Here is an 18,692-nt window from a genome sequence, read left to right on the forward strand (position 1 = left end):
GAAGCGTTTTTGCCTACTTTTGCCGAAACAAAAGTAGGCAAAAACGAAGATTATGCAATTACTTAAATCCATGACTGCAAGACTCCGCCATAACTAGCAGCATCAGATAAAATTAAAAGCATAAAATATTGATGCATCAATTCAGGATTGATCCGTGAAACTCGAACCCATCGACCCACAGAAATTTACAGATTACGAAACGTATTCAGAAAAGAAACGGACTCGTTGGGAACGTTTTCTAGACAAAATAAAACCACGTTCTGCTGCAATGCGTACCACAGTACTGGTGCTATTCATTGTATTTTTCAGTTTATTTATGTCCTTGTGGTTCTTTTGGCGCACACTTTACCTTCCAGAAATTCAACAACATGCTCGATATTTGGGTGTTGAACTTGAAATCATTAACAATCCCGATTTACGTATTTTCCATAATGATGCCGAAGTCGATGTCGACACTTGGTTAAAAAATCGGGTCGGTATTGAATACATCACCGATCCCAAAGAATATCCAAATGTGCGTAACAAAGTCATTGCTGAGTTTTTTACCAATCAAATTGAAAAAAAGCTGGCCAAAGAATTGAAAGTTGAAAATGTGACGGTCTATTTTCAATTTAAACCCAGTCCACGTATTTGGATTCAAACACCAGAAATGAATGGTCACTGGGTGCGCGAACCATTGAAAACCTATGCCAACTATAGTCCAGAACTGGTCTTTGGTTGGTTGCTGGGTGTACCACTGATTGCTGCTGCCATCATTTTAACGCTGGTGCGTCAGCTCAACCGCCCTTTACGTCGTTTGCAAAATGCCGCTAATAATTATAGTAAAACGGGCTCTGCACCTTATCTTGAAACCAATCATGGCCCACAAGAAATCCGCGAGGTTAACCGAGCATTTAATCACATGATCTATACCTTGGATCAAGCTGAACGCGACCGCCGTATTATGCTGGCGGGTATTTCCCATGACTTACGCACGCCCTTAACCCGTATTCGCTTAAGTGCAGAAATGATGCCTGATGAGGACTTTCTCAAAGAAGGCTTAATTTATGATGTAGAGGATATGGATGCTATTTTGAATCAGTTCATCTCTTATATGCGCGATGGTTCAGATGAGGAAATACAAGACACTGACATTAATATGTTGTTACAGGAATTGGTTATTCAATTCAAACCTTTAGATATTCGCTTTAAAGCTGAAGAAGTCCCAGTGATTCAAGCACGGAGTCTCTCGCTAAAACGCCTAATTGGCAATCTAATTAATAACTCAAAACACTATGGTGCTGAACCAATCGAATTGTCAGCAAAAGTTGAAAATGATCATATTTTTATTAGTGTTGCCGACCATGGTGAAGGTATTCCTGAGGATCAAATTGAAGACCTAATGCAACCCTTTGTACGAGGAAATGAAGCTCGCACTGTACAAGGAAGTGGTTTGGGTTTAGCCATTGTCAAACGTATTGTCGACATCCATCAAGGACAACTCACGCTACATAATCGCCCTGAAGGTGGTTTAGAAGCTCTCATTTCTTTACCTATTCTTCAAAATAAAATTGAGGAGAATATCCACCACACCACATTAGGAAAAATTAAACAAACATTCAGTGAGCACTTTTAGCAACGAACAAATAAGCAACAAACAGTTTTACTTAACTGTTTGTTGCTTATTTTTAGATGATTAAAATCAATTAATTAAAAACCATAAAAAATTGTTATACCCACATTTTTTCAAAAAATTAGACCTTAGCCTAACAGGCATGCACAATTTGTCTTTAGGGCGGTACAATCCGTCTAGTTTTGAACAAGAATTGAGCGCAAACCATGTCTTTAGATCGTATTCGTTTAGCATCACTTCATGACAAAGTCATGAGTGCAGAACAAGCTGCCACTTTTATCCAAGATGGTATGACTGTAGGTATGAGTGGTTTTACTCGTGCAGGCGAAGCAAAAGCTGTACCTTTAGCACTCGTGAAACAAGCTAAGGTAAATCCTTTAAAAATCACGTTAATTACGGGTGCAAGTCTAGGTAATGACCTAGACAAACAATTGACTGAAGCTGGTGTTCTTGCGCGTCGTTTACCGTTCCAAGTAGACAATACTTTACGTAAAGCTATCAACAACGGCGAAGTCATGTTCATCGATCAGCATTTGTCTGAAACAGTTGAACAAATGCGTAATCTTCAGCTTAAAAAACCAGATGTTGCAATCATTGAAGCAATCGCGATTACTGAAGATGGCGGTATTATTCCAACCACTTCAGTGGGTAACTCTGCAAGCTTTGCCATTTTTGCTGAAAAAGTGATTGTAGAAATCAACACCAACTTAAGCCCTGCTTTTGAAGGTCTACACGATATTTACATCCCAAGCTATCGTCCAACACGTCAAGCGATTCCTCTAACTCAGGTCGATGAACGTATTGGTACGCATGCCATCAATATTGATCCATCTAAAATTGTCGGTATCGTGATTAACAATGAATATCATGATTCTCCATCCACTGTGACTGAACCAGATGATGAGACTCAAGGTATTGCCAACCACTTGATTAATTTCTTCGAACAAGAAGTTGCTGAAGGTCGTTTACCGAAAAATTTGGGCCCATTACAAGCAGGTATCGGCTCTATTGCCAATGCAGTATTGACTGGTCTTAAAGACTCAAACTTTGAAGATTTAGTTATGTATTCTGAAGTACTGCAAGACTGTACTTTCGAATTAATTGATGCCGGTAAAATGAAATTTGCTTCAGGCAGCTCAATTACACTTTCTGCTAAATATGGCGAAAAAGTATTTAATAACCTTGATGCTTACAAAGACAAATTGGTACTTCGTCCACAAGAAATTTCGAATCATCCTGAATTGGTTCGTCGTTTAGGCATTATCGGCATTAACACTGCGCTCGAATTTGACATTTACGGCAACGTAAACTCAACTCACGTTTGCGGTACTAAAATGATGAATGGTATTGGCGGTTCAGGTGACTTCGCGCGTAATGCTCACTTAGCGATTTTTGTGACCAAGTCAATTGCAAAAGGTGGTGACATCTCTTCAATCGTACCAATGGCATCGCATATCGATCACTCTGAACATGATGTTGATATTCTTGTGACTGAGCAAGGTCTTGCCGATTTGCGCGGTTTAGCGCCACGCGAACGTGCTCGTGCGATTATTGATAACTGTGCACATCCAATGTACCGTGATGCGTTGAATGACTACTTTGATCGTTCTTGTGCAAAAGGCGGACATACCCCTCACCTTCTGCGTGAAGCATTGTCATGGCATGTAAACTTTGAAGAACAAGGTCAAATGCTGCTCGCTCAACCAGAAGTCGAAGCTAAAATTGCTTAAGCAGCATAATAAATTCGTATAAAAAAAGCGTACTTCGGTACGCTTTTTTTATTGCCGAGATAAGCGTTTGAAATGCATGATTTCCGATCACAATGCCTGACGATTCAATTCAATCCAACGTTCTATTCCAGATCATAGCGAATTCAAATGCTATAAACTCTGTTCAATCGCTTTACGATTTTGCTTTTTAATTTTTTCTATTTCTGCATTCAACTGTAATATCTCCCCATATAAAGTATTAAATTGCTTTAAGGGTTGATCTTCATAAAACATAAACGTCTGCTTGTTTTTCTGCCATTTATTCTTTTTCAAAATCTCAAATAGAGCATCAGCTTTGCTTAATATCTGCAATTCTAATGCAAATAAAGCATGAGTTTGATCACTGTCCCGACTTGCACGTAAGCTATCTGCCAACTGGTCTCTCAGATTGGCTTTGATCGATAGCTGTTTCGCTCGATCTAAGGTGGCTTCTTCACGTTGCTGCGTTTGTTGTTGATACTGTGCTGTCAAAAGATGCACTTGTTTTAACATTTGTTCGGTTTCGATAAAATTCTGTTTACGATCTTTATCCAAGCGATCAATATTTAAAAACTGATCCCAATGCAGTGCTTTTAGTTCACGTAAATACTGATTCCTTGCTTCAGCATTTTGAATCATATCGCTCAGGACAAAATCTGCCATCACTTTATAATCGCCCTGCAAGGGATTATCCGACACATTAATATTAATCGGTTCAGACCAATCTTGGGCTTGCTGATAAATTAATTCTGCTTTGTCATACAATACAGTTTGATAGTCTTTAATTTGGCTTAATTCTTCTTGTTGTACCGAATACTGATAAAACATCCAACCAAATACGGTACATGTCGCTAACGCTAAGATTAAAAAAATCTTTGGCATACGAGACTCCCTTAGATTGACTTTTCAATATAATAACGCGATTCAGAATACAACTGGTTATTTATTCAGCTAAAATATTTCAAATTTTTCGTGCCAAATGATCTTTTAATTCAATTTTCATGCTTTAAATTTTGCGAGCAACCCCCATCAATGTAGGCAAGAAAAGAGAAGAGATTTGCTCATGCGCGTAGATATTTGGTCAGATGTGGTTTGCCCATTTTGTTATATTGGTAAAAAACGTTTGGAAGCGGCAGCTCAACAAGCGGGTGTAGAACTTGAAGTTCATTGGCACAGTTATGAACTTGATCCAGAAGCACCCACTCGTCAGGAAGTTTCAAATTCTGAACGCCTCGCGCAAAAATACGGTCGCACAGTTGCCGATGTTGAAGAGATGCAACGCAATATTGCCACTATGGCAGCTGAAGAAGGCATCCAATTTAATTGGGAAAATGCCAACTCAGGGAATACTTTCAATGCACATCGTATTATCCATTTAGCCCAAAGCAAAGGTTTAGGCTCAGAAGCAAAAGAAGCCTTTTTCTATAGCTATATGACCCAGGGTTTATCTATTGGCGAACGTGAAACAATTGAAGATGTCGCTGCACGCATTGGCCTTAATCCTGTTGAAGTTGAGGATGTTCTAGATTCAGAAGAATATGCGAACTTTGTTAAATTTGATAAAGAGGTCGCTCAAGATCAACTCAAAGTCACAGGTGTCCCTTTCTTTGTGTTTGATCAACGCATTGCTTTAGCGGGTGCACAACCACGCGAAGTATTTTTACAAGTCTTTGAGAAGGCTTTAGCAGCGCCGGAACAAGCCACGATTGCTGCGGAAGATGCAGCTATTTGTAAAGATGATGCTTGTGATCTTCCAGAAAAATAATGCTCTTTTTCTAATCTAGATTACCCATAAAAAATCCCCGAGTTCGGGGATTTTTTATTGTACGATTCATCAACTTATTCGACCAAGAAACTAATTTTCAAATTAACTCGATATTCTATAATTTTATTATCTTTAATAATCACTTTCTGCTCATTAACCCAAGCACCTTGTACATTTTTTACCGTTTCCGTCACCTTGGTAATTCCTGTTTGAATAGCATCTTCAAAACTTTTCTTACTACTCGAGTTAACTTCAACAACTTTAGCTATGGTCATTTTTAAACCTCAAATTTTATTATTGTGAAACCCTATAATAGGCTATTTTTTAAACAAAATATTCCATTTTAACATTACACCGCAAAAACTTACAAAGAAAAACAATATGGCGGTCTCATCTTCAAGCCTTACAAATTACAACTTATCTATACAAGGCTTGGACATACTTACACGAACAATTCGCTAGGCTAATAGATAGAACACTTAAGTTCTGAATCATGCAACTTAAAAGAGGTAAATATGGACACTGAAACCGCAAATCCTACTGTTGATTCTACCCCTAAACATCACTCATGCTCAAAATCATGTTTTTCACCTACGGTAAAAGGCGTATTAATTGGTGCCGTTGCTGGTAGCGTATTACCCGTACTTGGCACTTTTAGTGGCGCTATTATTGGTGGTATTTCTGGTAAACTTTACGAGAAAAAGTGTAAAAACAAATGCCACAAAAACTGATATTTTTAAACCAGTTAAGACAGATTGTTAAAACGCAACCTGTCTTAGAGTAAAAACTCTAAACATATGATTTATATAACTATTTAAACTCACCATTCATCTTTTATGCTTCAATTTCTTAGCCAATTTGATCATTTCTTGTTATTATTCACATGAAGTCTAATTTTTATACTCTCTCCCTTTTGTCCATCTTATTTGGGCATCTTTTCTCCTTAAAGGACATCATGATGAACGTCATTAAATCTCTTTTGGCTGTCGCTGTTTTGGCTGTTTCTGTAAACGTATCTGCACAAATTGTTTTTACCCCTGATTTTCCTGTTAAAAAAGCTGTTGAAACCGTAAATGCAGACCAAAACGTACCTGCTGCTAAAGCTGTGGCTCAAGGAGCATCTGAAGCTAAGAAAGTAGCTTAAAGCAACTATTCTTTTCAAAAAAACAGACCGCTTAAATCGGTCTGTTTTTTTATTTCTGCATCAAACAGCTGCTGTTAAAAAATACATCAATAAAAATCTCGAATTCAAATTAAATTGAACCGATTACCAATCTGTTAATTGAACAATTCAACTCATGATCAGCATTTAATTCCTTCAGCTATAATAAAAAAAAATTGAATATTTATTACTCAAAATTTACAATTTTTGTTTTTTATGTCTATAAAATCTCAAAACATGACAATTTTTTGCATGATTTTTCTTTTTAAATCCATATAATCAAAAGCATGATCTTCATAATTCCATCAAATGAAAACATTTTCTTATGCAAGAACTTCAAGCGCTGATTCAAGGTAAAATTCCTCCTCAAGCCATCAATATTGATCAGTTGATTGTGCTTGCTGAACGCCACCCTAAACCGATGTCTGCTGAATATAAATTACTTGAACTTGCGATCAATATTGTCTTGGCAAGTTATCTCGAAAAAGCACAAACACATCTTTAGAGGTCAGCTCATGAATGCCCTAGAAAAAGCGCTGCTAATTAAAGAATTAACCCTATTAATTGATGGATTAGAGCATCGATCTTTATCTTTCTTTGAAATTGCAAAATCGAAATCTCGTTTAACCGAAATTTTTGGCTTATGTGATGAGCCCATTTTCAAAAAACAAATTTTGAAATTTAAATCTCATACTCAACCTGAAAAGGCCGCGGATGATTTCGCCGCGAATACCCTGTATCGACTCTCTTTTCGTGGTGTATTTCTACAGGATAATATTTTAGAGAAAGCGCTGTATCAAAATGCCGATACAGGTTGGGCTATTTTGTATCATGCCAAAAATGGTTGGCAAATTTGGTTAATTCCAGCACCAAACCGGACAGCCTTAGTGAGTGAATGGGGTTATTTAGAAGATATTTATCACTGGATGCTTACACAGCAACAAATCTATAGCTGTTTGCAAACTGACCACGAATTAAAACAACAAGCCCTTTTAGAGCATCAATGGATTAAAGCATTGACAGAAACAGAAACAGAAACAGAAACAGAAACAGAAACAGAAACAGAAACAGAAACAGAAACAGAAACAGAAACAGAAACAGAAACAGAAACAGAAACAGAAACAGAAACAGAAACAGAAACAGAAACCAATTTGAATTTATTAATACATATCGCGCAAGAGCAAAATCAGCCTCATACACCCGATGACATGGAGCAAGTCATGGAAATTCTTGCCTCTCATCAGGCTACTCTAGCCATAGATTCATTTGTACAGCCAGATGAATTAGATGCTGCTCTGCATCTAGAACCTCCACCAGTATTGAGTGATCACCAGCAGGGAACTCCTGCAACTATAAATATAACAACTCAAGAAAATATTTCAGCTACAAAATTAACTCAAAAGTCTGTTCCAGAAACGATAGACCTCAAACAACATATTGCACATATTCAGCCTCTTTATGAGGACAATACGCCTGAGCAAGCGTTATATCGCTTAGAAATACTTAACTCGCCTGAAATCTCACAACATGTAGATTTATTATTGCATGGCCCAAATGTACAGCGCTGGCAACAATTACCCATTTATCTCGCCGAGCAGATCAATCTCCAAGGTCGCTTTATTAAATATTTAGTGTTATTGGGTGCAGAAGATCAAATGCAAGCGACTCGCTTAATACATTCATTTACCGATCCATCTCAACATCATCCATCCGCGATTAAAGAAATTTTTTGGAATCATTTACAGGACAGTTTGACTCATCTTGAGACTTTATTTTATAGCTATAGCCAAAAAGCCACTTTAATTTGGAATATTGAAGGCTATACCCCTTTTATTCCGGCACAACTGATCCAGACACAAAAGTTTATTCAGTTTGAGGAAAGCCCAGCGGACATTAAGACCCCACTACTTTTATTAAAAGAGCGACATAAAATCCGTCTGATTCATGGGCAAAACCGCTTAAATCTGTCACAGACTGAATCTGCGTATCCTTATTTATTATTAGAGCGTCATCAAGGTGTGAGTTGGCAACTGATCCAAACCATCCTGACCCAGTTAGCGTCTCCGATCGACTGCGATCGACTATATAAAGCCATTCAACAGCATATTTCAGATTAATTTTTATTTTTGTAGCAAACGCTTGCTTTTTAGTCGCATTTTTAACAAGACTATTCAATAGTCAAAAATAGAAGGGCAAGGATATGTCTGATATGAAAATAAATTTATCAAAATCGCTCTTATTCATATTCTTGTCTGGACTGGCGTATAGCTCAACTAGTGCCACAATCGTAGAACCTATAACGGATCAAAAGAACTGGCCTTTAGCAACAACGGATGAAGATTTCAATTTGCTTTATCAACTTCCAAGTTGGATTGATGCAGCACCCACGTTTTTACCAAAGCAATCAAATGAACTCATGGTGCGCCCCATCCTCGAAACTGCAGATCGGACGTGGGTAGATCGCAAACAATTTCAAATTCGCAGTTGGGCAGATAATACTTCAAATAAAATTGACCATTGGTTTGGTGAAACTGATCCCAAAAAACCTGCAACTGCAACATTACGAGTCATGGTAGATAATAGCTGGAATAAACATGATGGTTATGAAATTAAACCGCGTATTCGAGGCAGAATTAAACTTCCCACTTTAGAACGTCAAATCAGTTTAGTCTTCGGGGATGATTCCTTAGACAATGAACTCGACAATAATGTCGCCATTACCAATGAAAATCCAAACAACAGTAATAATAAAACCTTAGACCGACAACGTACCCGAGAAAATAACAGCTCTTTTGCCTTACGTTGGTCAGAGTTTTCTAAGTACGTGCCCTTTGAAACAGATTTAGATTTAGGTCTACGCTCAGGAGATGATATTTATCTGCGTTTTAAAGCATCTAAAAGTTGGCAATTAGAAAATAATTTTAGTTTTCATGCCGAACAAATTTATCGTTATGGCATTGATAGTAAAAATTATTTAAGGACCAATATCGAGCTGACCCATGCGCACCCAAATCAAGCTTTTCTATCAAATCAACTCAATCTCACTTATTCTGATCATCAAGATGATGATTTAACTTGGGACAATAGCCTGTTTAGACAACATCAATTTTTCCATGAACATAGCTTCAGTTATGGCATTTATATGGGAGGATTTTTAAATAACAATAATTTGCGTTTAAATAGTTGGGGACCTTTTGTCTCTTGGCGTCAACCTTTATGGCGTGAATGGTTTTATGTGCACGGGAATTTAAATTATTTGAATGACCATCGTGATGATCGTAGTCATTTCATTAACACCTCTATTCGTTTGGAAGCCTTATTTTAATCTCAAGGATAGATCGCGATGTTGATTCATAAAAAAACCTCCCGAAGGAGGCTTTTCAGTTTAAGCGTGAATATCTCAATTATTTCAACAATAAACTGTTAATACGTTTTACATATTCAGCAGGATCATCAGGTAAACCACCTTCTGCAATCACCGCTTGATCGAAAATCACATGAGCTAAATCATCAAACTGATTCGAGCCTTCCAATTTTTTCACCAATGGATGTTCTGGGTTAATTTCCAAAATGGGTTTACTTTCAGGAATAGCCTGACCTGCTTGTTTCAGCATACGTACTAGCTGTGGCGAAAGCTCCCCTTCACTGGTGACTAGGCATGCAGGAGAATCAACCAGACGTGTAGTGACACGAACTTCTTTGGTTTTGTTTTTTAAAGCATCAGACAGTTTATCGACCACTGGCTTGAATTGTTCAGCCGCAGCTTCAAGTGCTTTCTTCTCTTCAGCATCCTGCAAATCACCTAAGTCAACTGCACCCTTAGAGACGTTCTGCATTGGCGTGCCATCAAATTCATTCACGAACTCCATTGCCCATTCATCAACACGATCCGCCATCAAGAGCACTTCAATGTCTTTTTTCTTAAACAGTTCAAGTTGTGGTGAATTTTTCGCTGCACTTAAGCTATCTGCCGTCACGTAATAAATGGCTTTTTGCCCTTCTTTCATGCGTGCTTTGTAATCTGCCAATGACGTTGAAATATCATCATTGTTCGAGGTCGAGAAACGAAGAAGTTTTAAAATACGCTCACGATTTCCGAAGTCTTCACCCAAACCTTCTTTCATCACTGAACCAAATTCAGCATAGAATTGTTTGAATTTCTCTTGATCCTTTTCATCTTCTGACTTCGCCAAATTATCCAGCATGGTTAAAATACGGCGCGTATTACCTTCGCGAATAGTTTTAACATCACGACTTTCTTGTAACAGTTCACGACTGACGTTGAGTGGCAGGTCAGCACTATCCACCACACCCTGTACAAAACGTAAATAATTTGGAATCAAATTATCCGCTTCATCCAGAATGAAGACGCGTTTGACATACAGTTTGATCCCCGCTTTCGCTTCACGGGTGAACAGATTCTGTGCTGCTTTGCTTGGCACATAAAGCAATTGGGTGTATTCAGTGCTCCCTTCAACGCGATTATGCGCCCATGCCAGTGGTGCTTCAAAGTCATGACTCAAATTCTTGTAGAACTCAATGTACTGCTCGTCAGTGATTTCATTTTTATTACGAGTCCAAAGCGCACTGGCAGAGTTAATCGCTTCCCACTCGCCTGTCTTGACCATCTGACCGCCTTGAGATGTTTCACCTTCGGCAACCACATCTTCTTGCCAAATTTCTTTTTGCATTTCAATTGGCAAGCTAATGTGGTCAGAATATTTATTGATGATCTGTTTAACTTTAGACGCTTCTAAATAATCCAGTGCATCATCACGCAAATGCAAAATGATGTCTGTTCCACGTGAAGCCTTATTAATCTGCTCAACTTCAAAATCACCGGTACCCGCACTGATCCAACGCACACCTTCGGCAGCATCTGCACCCGCATGACGAGATTCAACAGTAATTTTTTCAGCAACAATAAAGCCTGAATAGAAACCGACACCAAACTGACCAATCAATTGCGCATCGGCTTTTTGATCACCCGACAATTTAGACATAAAGTCTTTGGTCCCCGATTTCGCAATCGTACCAAGGTGATCAATCGCTTCTTGTTGCGTTAAGCCAATCCCATTGTCTGAAATGGTGATGGTCTTATGCGCTTTATCTAAGCTGACCCGAACATGTAGATCAGGATCATTTTCATAATATTCAGGATGGTTGATGCCTTCGAAACGTAACTTATCACACGCATCTGAAGCATTAGAAATCAGTTCACGTAAGAAAATTTCAGGATTTGAATACAGTGAATGCGTCACTAAATGTAGAAGTTGGGCAACTTCTGCTTGGAAACTATGTTTTTTTGCACTTTGTTCGGTCATCATCATTCCTTAAATTCATTAAACACTTTTATCGAATGCTTAATGAATTGGAGTGATTGCTGCAATTTTCAATAGTGTCTGCTAAATTTTTATTAAAAAGGACCTTGTTTATAAACACGATCCATATACATATCCAATTTTTGCTGGCGCATTTTATAGACTTCACTCAAACAACTGCTAGAGCTACCACATTGATCTCGCAACTGTAACCATTTTACTTGATCATCCTGAATCACGCCTCGCGTTCCCATAGGCACTAAGCGCTTAATAATATTATAGGTTGTCGCCATTTTTACATCGGCATCATTTACAAACCGATATTCACAGACTGCATGTTCAGTCTGTGTTCGTGCTTTGTCACAATTAAAACTTGCTGCGTAAATAGCAACGCTAAAACTACTACACAAAAACAAAACAGCATATTTCAATATTTTCATTTTATTCTGCCTTTTTATTCATTATCTTTCCGCTGTTACTTTAACAACAAGTCTATCATTCAATAAGGCATTTTTGCTCAATTACAGCAGTTTACTCTAGTACTTTAGTACAACAAAAAACCCATCAAAAGATGGGTTTTTTTAAGGTTAACTCAAATTCTAAATATTAGAATTTGTAGCTATAACCCAGCGTATAAATGATTGGATCAATGTCTAAATCAAAGGTCGTGACATTCTTTACTTCTACTTCTGGACTTAACTGTGCATAACGAATGTCTGCAAATACACCCCAGTTTTTTGCATCGGCTGGTTGGAAATTAAAACCAATCTGACCTGCAAAACCGAAGTCTTCTTTCACTTTAACTTTTGTACCTGTCAATGGACCCTTAGTTTCTTCATCCCAAGCAATAAATGCAGTACCGCCTACACCAATATACGGCGTAAAACCAGTTGAGTTTTTAAAGTTATATTTAGCTGTAATGGTTGGTGGTAAATGTTTAATTTTGACTGCATTCGCACCACCAATTGCAACATCATGACTAATTGGTGTCGCTAATAATAGTTCAGCAGAAAAGTTATCGTTAAAGAAATACTCAACAGATGGGGTGAAAGCCAATTCACTATCCGCTTCTACAACACCAATGCCATTTAAATTAGTATCACTAGTCGGAGCAATTGCAGAGGCACCAACTTTCACTTGCCAACCATCTGCCATCGCTGAAGCAGACATTCCCAATAATATAATAAAAGCAGCTTTTTTTAACATTTTAAACACTCAAAGAAAGAATAATAAAAATAATTTCAAACATTAATTAATAATAAACATGAGTGTAATTAATATGCAATAGCCATAATTTAATAATAATTTTATTTATTTTTAAGTTGTTGATAATAATTAATATTTATTTTAACCAGAGCAACTTGGTTGGTTTTAATACCAACCAAGTTAATCAACTTTATTTATTATATTCCGAGCATTAAACTTGGTTTTATTATAATAACTTATTTAAATATTTATTTAAAATACATCTATTAATATTAAATATAAAACTAAATAACACCTAATAAATTAAAATAATAGTTCCAGTTAAAGTACCATTGCTGCAATCCATCCAAATACCAATAATGGAATATTAAAATGGATAAATGTCGGCACAACCGTATCCCAAATATGATCATGTTGACCATCAACACCTAAACCTGCTGTAGGACCCAAGGTTGAATCAGACGCGGGAGAACCTGCATCACCCAGCGCTGCTGCTGTACCAATCAGTGCCACAGTCGCCAATGGAGAGAAACCAAATTGCACGCAAAGAGGGACATAAATCACGGCTAAGACAGGCACACTTGAAAATGATGAACCAATACCAATGGTCACAAACAAACCAATAAACAGCATCAAAAATGCAGCTAAGGCTTTATTGTCACCAATCAAATGCACCACGCCATTCACTAAACTCGTAATATCGCCTGTATGGGTCATCACTGAAGCAAAGCCAGCAGCTGAAATCATGATAAAACCAACCAATGCCATCATGCGCATACCTTGCACAAAAACATCATCTGCTTCTTGCCATTTAAAAATTCCAGCGCCCGACAAGACAGCAAAACCGACCAATCCACCCAAAATCATCGAACCTGAGTACAATTGTGCAATCAAGGTTAAAACAATCGCGAGCACTGCCATAAAAATGGTTTTTTTGGCAATCACGGGTGCTTTTTCAGCTTCTTGCTGTAATTCTTTCGCATCAACTGCAAAGTCCACTTCAGCTGTACGAATAGGCTTATCTAAATCAATCTTGGTCACACGTGCGACTGTGCGATCAATATAATGACGTGGTTTACGATAGCTGATGAAGACCGCAACTAACATACCGATGAACATACCGATCACAGGTATCGCCATACCCATAGGCATCATCCAACGATCCACATGTAAATCGTAAGCAGCACCAACTTTATTGATATTGCCCATCAAAATTTGTTCAAGAAAAATGGCACCAAAACCGACTGGAAGAAAAATATAGGTTCCAACTAAGCCCATGGTCATTACACATGCAGCCGCACGACGGTCTAAATTCATATGATTCATCACTTTTAATAAAGGAGGAACCAAAACTGGAATAAAGGCAATATGTACAGGAATAAGGTTTTGCGAAAAAATTGCGGCAATTAATAAGATAGTGAGAAGTAAATATTTTACTTTTTTAGCCTTTTGATGTGACGCTTCGGCACCCAATAAGCCAATAAGCTTATACGCTAAAAGATCAGGCAAACCAGATTTTGACAAAGCTAAAGCAAAAGCCCCCAAGACAGCATAAGCAAGGGCGACTTCTGCCCCATCACCCAAACCTGCATTAAATGCAGTTACGGTATCTGATAAACTTAGTCCTGCAACTAAGCCACCAATAATCGCTGAAATGACCAAAGTCAAAACGACAGAAACTCGTGCCAGTGATAGAATAAACATCACGGCAATCGCAATTACTACTGCATTCATTGAAATTTTCAGGAAAATGAAAAGCCGATATTTTAGCAGATTCAAATCATTGAAGCTGAAAATTGATCACTTTTATCTTCCAGAATTTTTTTACTTTAAATTCATATAATTAAAGAAAACAATAACCTTTTAAAGCTGTTTGAATACAAAGCTACGAATATGATCTGCAACCAATTTAGGCTGACTTAAAACTGCCCAATGGTTGGCATCAAGTTCTACATATTCAAAATTTTCAACCCATTTCGGCATTGATTCAGTAATGTATTCAGGATTAACAAAAGCATCGCGACGCAATACAATGGCTTGAACAGGACATTGTGCATAACGTTGACGTGGTTGGGTTAAAGATGGAAAAAAGTTAGCACGATACAAGTTAATACCATATTTACCATCTGCCACAATATTTGCATTTAAGGGTAAGCCTTGTTTTCTCTCTAACCTGCTTAAAATTTTGCCCCATTTTTCTGGACTGAACAATGTCCATACTGTTGGTGCAACAAGGGGTAAATGGAATGCACCAATGTACCAAGACTTGGTAAGCATTTTTAACACATTGCTTGGTGCAGACTTAAACTTCTCACGCAAATACAATGCCGCATGATCTAAACATGGACCTGAAATCGTAGTATAAGACAATAAACGACCTTTTAACTTGGGTTCAGTCGCTGACTCCCACGACTGTAGAGACCCCCAATCATGTGCCGCTAAATGAAAAGGTCGATCTTTTAATACAGCATTAACCACACTTTCTAAGTCTAAAGATAATTGTGCTAAACGATAATCACGAATACGTGTTGGAATAGAGGACTGCCCTGCACCACGGACATCATAGGTAATAATATAAAAATCTTGCACAAGTTGCTGAATAATCGGTTCCCATACTTCTTGATTATCAGGATAACCATGCACCAAAACCAAAGCTGGTTTGTCATCACGTCCCCATGTTTTCACATAAAGACGTTGTTGGTCTTGGGTATGTACCCATTGAGTCTGCGCTTCCATGTTATTCCTTTCTTGTTATTGGTGATTTATTGCAATGTTTTCGGCAAGGACATCAATACTGCCGTACAAATTCCGTTCTAGTATGATCTTAAGCGAACAAAAAACAATTGACCAAAATAAGCCTTTTAACAAAACTATAGACAATTCCTGCTCTCTAATCTTTTTATTAATCATGTTAAGCAGATATTCGCTTAGATGCTGCTGAAATCACACATCTTAAAAGACTTTACTGATAATAATATTCTTATAATTCGCCAATATACACTGAATATTCTTGCAATATATCCGTAAAAAAGCAAAAAAAAGCGCCTTCATTAAGGCACTTTTTTGACTCTTCCAAATGTTCTAAGCATTTAAATAATTAGCGTTTTTGCTCAATCGCAGCACCAGCACCGCCACCAATTGCGCCACCAATAGCAGCACCTGCATTCCCGCCAATGACACTTTTACCTACAGCAGAGCCAATGGCACCACCTATACCACTATAAACTGCATTACGGTTAGAACCATTTTGAGTTTTACTTCCCACAGCAGCACCAGCACCACCACCAATAGTCGCACCCGTACCACCACCAACATTGCTACCTACACCACCGCCAATCGCGCCACCGAGTGCTGCTGCACCAATACGTTGTTCATTGGCTGACATACTTTCACAGCCTACCAACATAAAAGTCGACATCGTCGCCACGACGATAACGCTTATTAACTTTTTCATGGACTTTCCTCTTTTTTCACTCTTTTCAGCTTATGCTTATTTTATGCAAGCAATAAACTGAAAATGTTACGTATTTCAGAGGAAATGCAGCATTTTGTAAAAATACCTTAAATTTCTACAAGAATTTCGATAATGCACCACATTCAATTCACTTATTCTGCTTCTTTTAATACAACGATGTCTTTAGTGGTCACACCATTCTCTTTAATCACAGCATGAGTAATACTTTCATTATTTTTCGGATCTTTAAGCTGATCTAGCTTTAATGTCTTATGAGCAGGCTGTTGTCCTTTTTTAAACTCAACCCCAGCAGCATCAATTTTTTTGGCTTCAGCAATCACCACACCATCTTGTTTTATTGTCGATTTAACTTCAATTTTTGACGTTGGAACAATTACACCGCCATGCTTTACGATAGGCGCTGACATTTTTTTATCTGAAAATTGAGTTTCGTTGTCTTGAAGTACCACTTCACGCGCAACAATATCTTTGCCGCCATTCGTTACTTCAAAAATAGTTGCCTCAACAGTACGTACAGGTTCTTGACCTTTAATAGTACGAATCACTTGAGTTTTTGTAATTGGAACTACAGCTTTATCTTGAATAACAATACTATTTGGCAAAGGCACTGCAAATGCACTCACTGCGACTGTAGAAAAAATAGTGATACTTAAAAATTTTTGTACGCGTTTCATCGAATTAAACCTCATTGCTATAAATTTACTTTACTTAATTTTTACATAATTTTATTAAGTTACATCTTGTTTAAACACTATAAGAAAAATGTGAAATTTATTATAGGTAATATGCTTCTTTATAACAAAAATAAAAAAAGACGCCCGAAGTTTTATAGAGTAATTAAAAGTATGTATTTTAGTTTAGTTACAAATACGATTTAAAGAAAAGTTGATCATATTTTATTCAAGTTATAGAGTGTATTTTATATAAGATGTATAAGGCTACTTCACTTGATTGCAGTCAAAGTCAAAGCGACTATTACAGAAGACAATACAGGTATTAAAACATCTATTCCCATTCTAATTACAGAACAAGGAGAGTTAACTACTGTTACGGACTATTTACTTCATCTTGAAACAAGTGGAAAAAGCATCGGGACTATAAATCGGGTACTCAGAGCTACTAGCAAATTAGTCGATTTTATGGCTACCCATTGTGATATTTTTGATGATCCCAAATTACTTTTTCAAACATTCTCCAAAAGACTTTACACAGGAACTATTGGCGAAGATGGTCTTGACTCATCTGGCTTGTATTGGATTCCAACCTCTATATCTGAATCCCGTTTGCTTATTGCTGCACTTACGGGCTTAACAGACTGGTTAGCACAAAATAATAATACTATTAGCTTAAATCCATTACGCCAAGCTACTCCACATGAAGAAAGATTGAATTATGCAGCATGGTTTAGAAAGAACCAAAATGATTTCTTAGGTCATTTAAAAGATACCTCTATTAACTCAACAACAAAGAAGGCTCGTATCATAAAAGGACGTACTCCTCTTATTAAGACTGAAGATGACGCTGTTGCATTTCCAGAACGGTATTGGGAAAACTTCTATCTAAATGGAATTGGACGTGCTAAAGATCCAAGAGTTGCATTAAGAGATAAACTCATTTTACTACTTATTCATGGTGGTGGATTACGTATTAGCGAAGCATTGTTATTATGGATAACAGATGTGTTTGAAGATCCAAATGACCCTCAAAAAGCTATCGTTAGAATTTATAGTGAAGAAGAAGGTAAGGCTCCTAACAATTGGAAAAATCATATTGGTGATAGTACAAGAAAGGCTTATTTAAAGGAAAATTATGGGCGCATTCCGAGGAAACACATACTAGGTACAAACCGTTTAGGATTTAAGTCAAAAGTTGTTGACCATAGAGATGGCTATTTACAGGTTCATTGGTTTCCTACAGATTATGGAAAAGTATTTATGTCTTTATGGAGAAATTACATCAAATACCGTTCAGTATCTGATTCATTTCATCCATATGCATTTATTTCTTTTAGCCAAAAAAGTTTTGGAAATCCTTACACACAAAGTGCATTCAATGAAAATTATAATAATGCTTTGAGACGTATCAATTTAACCCCAAATAAAAGTGAAGGAATTGATCCTCATGGGCATAGACATAACTATGGTCGCAGATTAGAAAAAGTACAGCTTTCTCCTCTATTAATTCGTAAATGTATGCACCATAAGTCATTAGAAGCTCAAATTCCTTATACTCAAAAAAACAATGAGGAAGTGTCTTCCATTCTTGATCACGCCACAAAACAACTAAATGATCCTAACTCTAAAATTTCAGCTATAGATTGGAAATCTCTTACTGAGTATGGTCTAGAGGATATTGATCCTAATAGCTATTTCACAGGTAAATATCCAAAATTTAAATAGTGGA

At 37.3% G+C, this 18,692-nt stretch carries 18 protein-coding genes; 9 read left to right on the forward strand and 9 right to left on the reverse strand.

Annotated elements, in window-relative coordinates; genetic code table 11:
* The first annotated feature begins 154 nt into the window (after nucleotides 1-154).
* Both B9T25_RS13480 and B9T25_RS13485 read left to right on the forward strand, forming a co-directional pair.
* On the forward strand, nucleotides 155-1,615 hold the full coding sequence (locus B9T25_RS13480) for an ATP-binding protein (protein ID WP_086188926.1): 1,461 nt from the start codon (nucleotides 155-157) through the stop codon (nucleotides 1,613-1,615).
* A 203-nt stretch (nucleotides 1,616-1,818) separates the two neighbouring features.
* Nucleotides 1,819-3,342 carry an acetyl-CoA hydrolase/transferase family protein gene (locus B9T25_RS13485; protein ID WP_086188927.1) on the forward strand — a complete coding sequence of 508 codons (1,524 nt, stop codon included), beginning with the start codon at nucleotides 1,819-1,821 and terminating at the stop codon, nucleotides 3,340-3,342.
* A 150-nt stretch (nucleotides 3,343-3,492) separates the two neighbouring features.
* On the opposite strand, the gene B9T25_RS13490 is transcribed toward B9T25_RS13485, so the two are convergent.
* Entirely contained in the window at nucleotides 3,493-4,242 is a 750-nt protein-coding gene (locus B9T25_RS13490; protein ID WP_086188928.1) for a hypothetical protein, read from the reverse strand.
* Nucleotides 4,243-4,423: 181 nt separating this feature from the next.
* On the opposite strand from B9T25_RS13490, the gene B9T25_RS13495 reads away from it, so the two are divergent.
* Entirely contained in the window at nucleotides 4,424-5,125 is a 702-nt protein-coding gene (locus tag B9T25_RS13495) for a DsbA family oxidoreductase (RefSeq protein ID WP_086188929.1), read from the forward strand.
* Between the two features lie 74 nt (nucleotides 5,126-5,199).
* Here B9T25_RS13495 and B9T25_RS13500 read toward each other — a convergent pair whose 3' ends face one another.
* The gene (locus B9T25_RS13500) at nucleotides 5,200-5,400 is read right to left on the reverse strand and encodes a dodecin family protein (protein WP_086188930.1); all 201 of its coding nucleotides are present in this window, start codon (nucleotides 5,398-5,400) and stop codon (nucleotides 5,200-5,202) included.
* A gap of 240 nt (nucleotides 5,401-5,640) precedes the next feature.
* Here B9T25_RS13500 and B9T25_RS13505 point away from each other — a divergent pair, with 240 nt between their 5' ends.
* The 5 genes from B9T25_RS13505 to B9T25_RS13525 all read left to right on the forward strand — a co-directional run bounded on the left by B9T25_RS13505 (nucleotide 5,641) and on the right by B9T25_RS13525 (nucleotide 9,612).
* Nucleotides 5,641-5,856 carry a hypothetical protein gene (locus B9T25_RS13505; protein ID WP_086188931.1) on the forward strand — a complete coding sequence of 72 codons (216 nt, stop codon included), beginning with the start codon at nucleotides 5,641-5,643 and terminating at the stop codon, nucleotides 5,854-5,856.
* Between the two features lie 227 nt (nucleotides 5,857-6,083).
* Nucleotides 6,084-6,269, forward strand: coding sequence for a hypothetical protein (locus B9T25_RS13510; protein WP_086188932.1), 186 nt, complete (start codon nucleotides 6,084-6,086; stop codon nucleotides 6,267-6,269).
* A gap of 343 nt (nucleotides 6,270-6,612) precedes the next feature.
* Complete coding sequence (locus tag B9T25_RS13515; RefSeq protein WP_086188933.1) at nucleotides 6,613-6,792, forward strand: hypothetical protein; 180 nt, start codon at nucleotides 6,613-6,615, stop codon at nucleotides 6,790-6,792.
* A 10-nt stretch (nucleotides 6,793-6,802) separates the two neighbouring features.
* Nucleotides 6,803-8,404 carry a hypothetical protein gene (locus tag B9T25_RS13520; RefSeq protein WP_086188934.1) on the forward strand — a complete coding sequence of 534 codons (1,602 nt, stop codon included), beginning with the start codon at nucleotides 6,803-6,805 and terminating at the stop codon, nucleotides 8,402-8,404.
* Between the two features lie 83 nt (nucleotides 8,405-8,487).
* Nucleotides 8,488-9,612, forward strand: a complete 1,125-nt coding sequence (locus tag B9T25_RS13525) for a hypothetical protein (protein ID WP_086188935.1) — start codon at nucleotides 8,488-8,490, stop codon at nucleotides 9,610-9,612.
* Nucleotides 9,613-9,691: 79 nt separating this feature from the next.
* On the opposite strand, the gene htpG is transcribed toward B9T25_RS13525, so the two are convergent.
* The 7 genes from htpG to B9T25_RS13560 form a co-directional block, all read right to left on the reverse strand.
* Nucleotides 9,692-11,611: a molecular chaperone HtpG gene (htpG, locus tag B9T25_RS13530; RefSeq protein ID WP_086188936.1), complete on the reverse strand. Its 1,920-nt coding sequence runs from the start codon at nucleotides 11,609-11,611 to the stop codon at nucleotides 9,692-9,694.
* A 92-nt stretch (nucleotides 11,612-11,703) separates the two neighbouring features.
* Complete coding sequence (locus B9T25_RS13535; protein ID WP_086188937.1) at nucleotides 11,704-12,048, reverse strand: lysozyme inhibitor LprI family protein; 345 nt, start codon at nucleotides 12,046-12,048, stop codon at nucleotides 11,704-11,706.
* Between the two features lie 166 nt (nucleotides 12,049-12,214).
* Nucleotides 12,215-12,814 carry an OmpW/AlkL family protein gene (locus B9T25_RS13540; protein WP_086188938.1) on the reverse strand — a complete coding sequence of 200 codons (600 nt, stop codon included), beginning with the start codon at nucleotides 12,812-12,814 and terminating at the stop codon, nucleotides 12,215-12,217.
* Nucleotides 12,815-13,135: 321 nt separating this feature from the next.
* Nucleotides 13,136-14,548 (reverse strand): Na+/H+ antiporter family protein, encoded by a 1,413-nt coding sequence (locus B9T25_RS13545; protein WP_086188939.1) that lies wholly within the window; start codon nucleotides 14,546-14,548, stop codon nucleotides 13,136-13,138.
* A gap of 129 nt (nucleotides 14,549-14,677) precedes the next feature.
* Complete coding sequence (locus B9T25_RS13550) at nucleotides 14,678-15,550, reverse strand: alpha/beta fold hydrolase (protein ID WP_086188940.1); 873 nt, start codon at nucleotides 15,548-15,550, stop codon at nucleotides 14,678-14,680.
* Nucleotides 15,551-15,911: 361 nt separating this feature from the next.
* Nucleotides 15,912-16,268 (reverse strand): DNA transfer protein p32, encoded by a 357-nt coding sequence (locus B9T25_RS13555; RefSeq protein WP_086188941.1) that lies wholly within the window; start codon nucleotides 16,266-16,268, stop codon nucleotides 15,912-15,914.
* A gap of 152 nt (nucleotides 16,269-16,420) precedes the next feature.
* Nucleotides 16,421-16,963 carry a hypothetical protein gene (locus B9T25_RS13560; RefSeq protein ID WP_086188942.1) on the reverse strand — a complete coding sequence of 181 codons (543 nt, stop codon included), beginning with the start codon at nucleotides 16,961-16,963 and terminating at the stop codon, nucleotides 16,421-16,423.
* Between the two features lie 273 nt (nucleotides 16,964-17,236).
* Between B9T25_RS13560 and gmtY the strand changes: the two genes are divergently transcribed.
* Nucleotides 17,237-18,688: a gamma-mobile-trio recombinase GmtY gene (gene gmtY, locus B9T25_RS13565; protein ID WP_086188943.1), complete on the forward strand. Its 1,452-nt coding sequence runs from the start codon at nucleotides 17,237-17,239 to the stop codon at nucleotides 18,686-18,688.
* Nucleotides 18,689-18,692 lie beyond the last annotated feature (4 nt).

It is taken from the genome of Acinetobacter sp. ANC 4470 (genome assembly GCF_002135335.1).
Taxonomy (GTDB): domain Bacteria; phylum Pseudomonadota; class Gammaproteobacteria; order Pseudomonadales; family Moraxellaceae; genus Acinetobacter.

Coding starts and splice junctions, on each gene's coding strand:
- B9T25_RS13485 (WP_086188927.1), top strand. CDS start 1,819: ATGTCTTTAGATCGTATTCGTTTAGCATCACTTCATGACAAAGTCATG.
- B9T25_RS13490 (WP_086188928.1), bottom strand. CDS start 4,242: ATGCCAAAGATTTTTTTAATCTTAGCGTTAGCGACATGTACCGTATTT.
- B9T25_RS13495 (WP_086188929.1), top strand. CDS start 4,424: ATGCGCGTAGATATTTGGTCAGATGTGGTTTGCCCATTTTGTTATATT.
- B9T25_RS13500 (WP_086188930.1), bottom strand. CDS start 5,400: ATGACCATAGCTAAAGTTGTTGAAGTTAACTCGAGTAGTAAGAAAAGT.
- B9T25_RS13505 (WP_086188931.1), top strand. CDS start 5,641: ATGGACACTGAAACCGCAAATCCTACTGTTGATTCTACCCCTAAACAT.
- B9T25_RS13510 (WP_086188932.1), top strand. CDS start 6,084: ATGAACGTCATTAAATCTCTTTTGGCTGTCGCTGTTTTGGCTGTTTCT.
- B9T25_RS13515 (WP_086188933.1), top strand. CDS start 6,613: ATGCAAGAACTTCAAGCGCTGATTCAAGGTAAAATTCCTCCTCAAGCC.
- B9T25_RS13520 (WP_086188934.1), top strand. CDS start 6,803: ATGAATGCCCTAGAAAAAGCGCTGCTAATTAAAGAATTAACCCTATTA.
- B9T25_RS13525 (WP_086188935.1), top strand. CDS start 8,488: ATGTCTGATATGAAAATAAATTTATCAAAATCGCTCTTATTCATATTC.
- htpG (WP_086188936.1), bottom strand. CDS start 11,611: ATGACCGAACAAAGTGCAAAAAAACATAGTTTCCAAGCAGAAGTTGCC.
- B9T25_RS13535 (WP_086188937.1), bottom strand. CDS start 12,048: ATGAAAATATTGAAATATGCTGTTTTGTTTTTGTGTAGTAGTTTTAGC.
- B9T25_RS13540 (WP_086188938.1), bottom strand. CDS start 12,814: ATGTTAAAAAAAGCTGCTTTTATTATATTATTGGGAATGTCTGCTTCA.
- B9T25_RS13545 (WP_086188939.1), bottom strand. CDS start 14,548: ATGAATGCAGTAGTAATTGCGATTGCCGTGATGTTTATTCTATCACTG.
- B9T25_RS13550 (WP_086188940.1), bottom strand. CDS start 15,550: ATGGAAGCGCAGACTCAATGGGTACATACCCAAGACCAACAACGTCTT.
- B9T25_RS13555 (WP_086188941.1), bottom strand. CDS start 16,268: ATGAAAAAGTTAATAAGCGTTATCGTCGTGGCGACGATGTCGACTTTT.
- B9T25_RS13560 (WP_086188942.1), bottom strand. CDS start 16,963: ATGAAACGCGTACAAAAATTTTTAAGTATCACTATTTTTTCTACAGTC.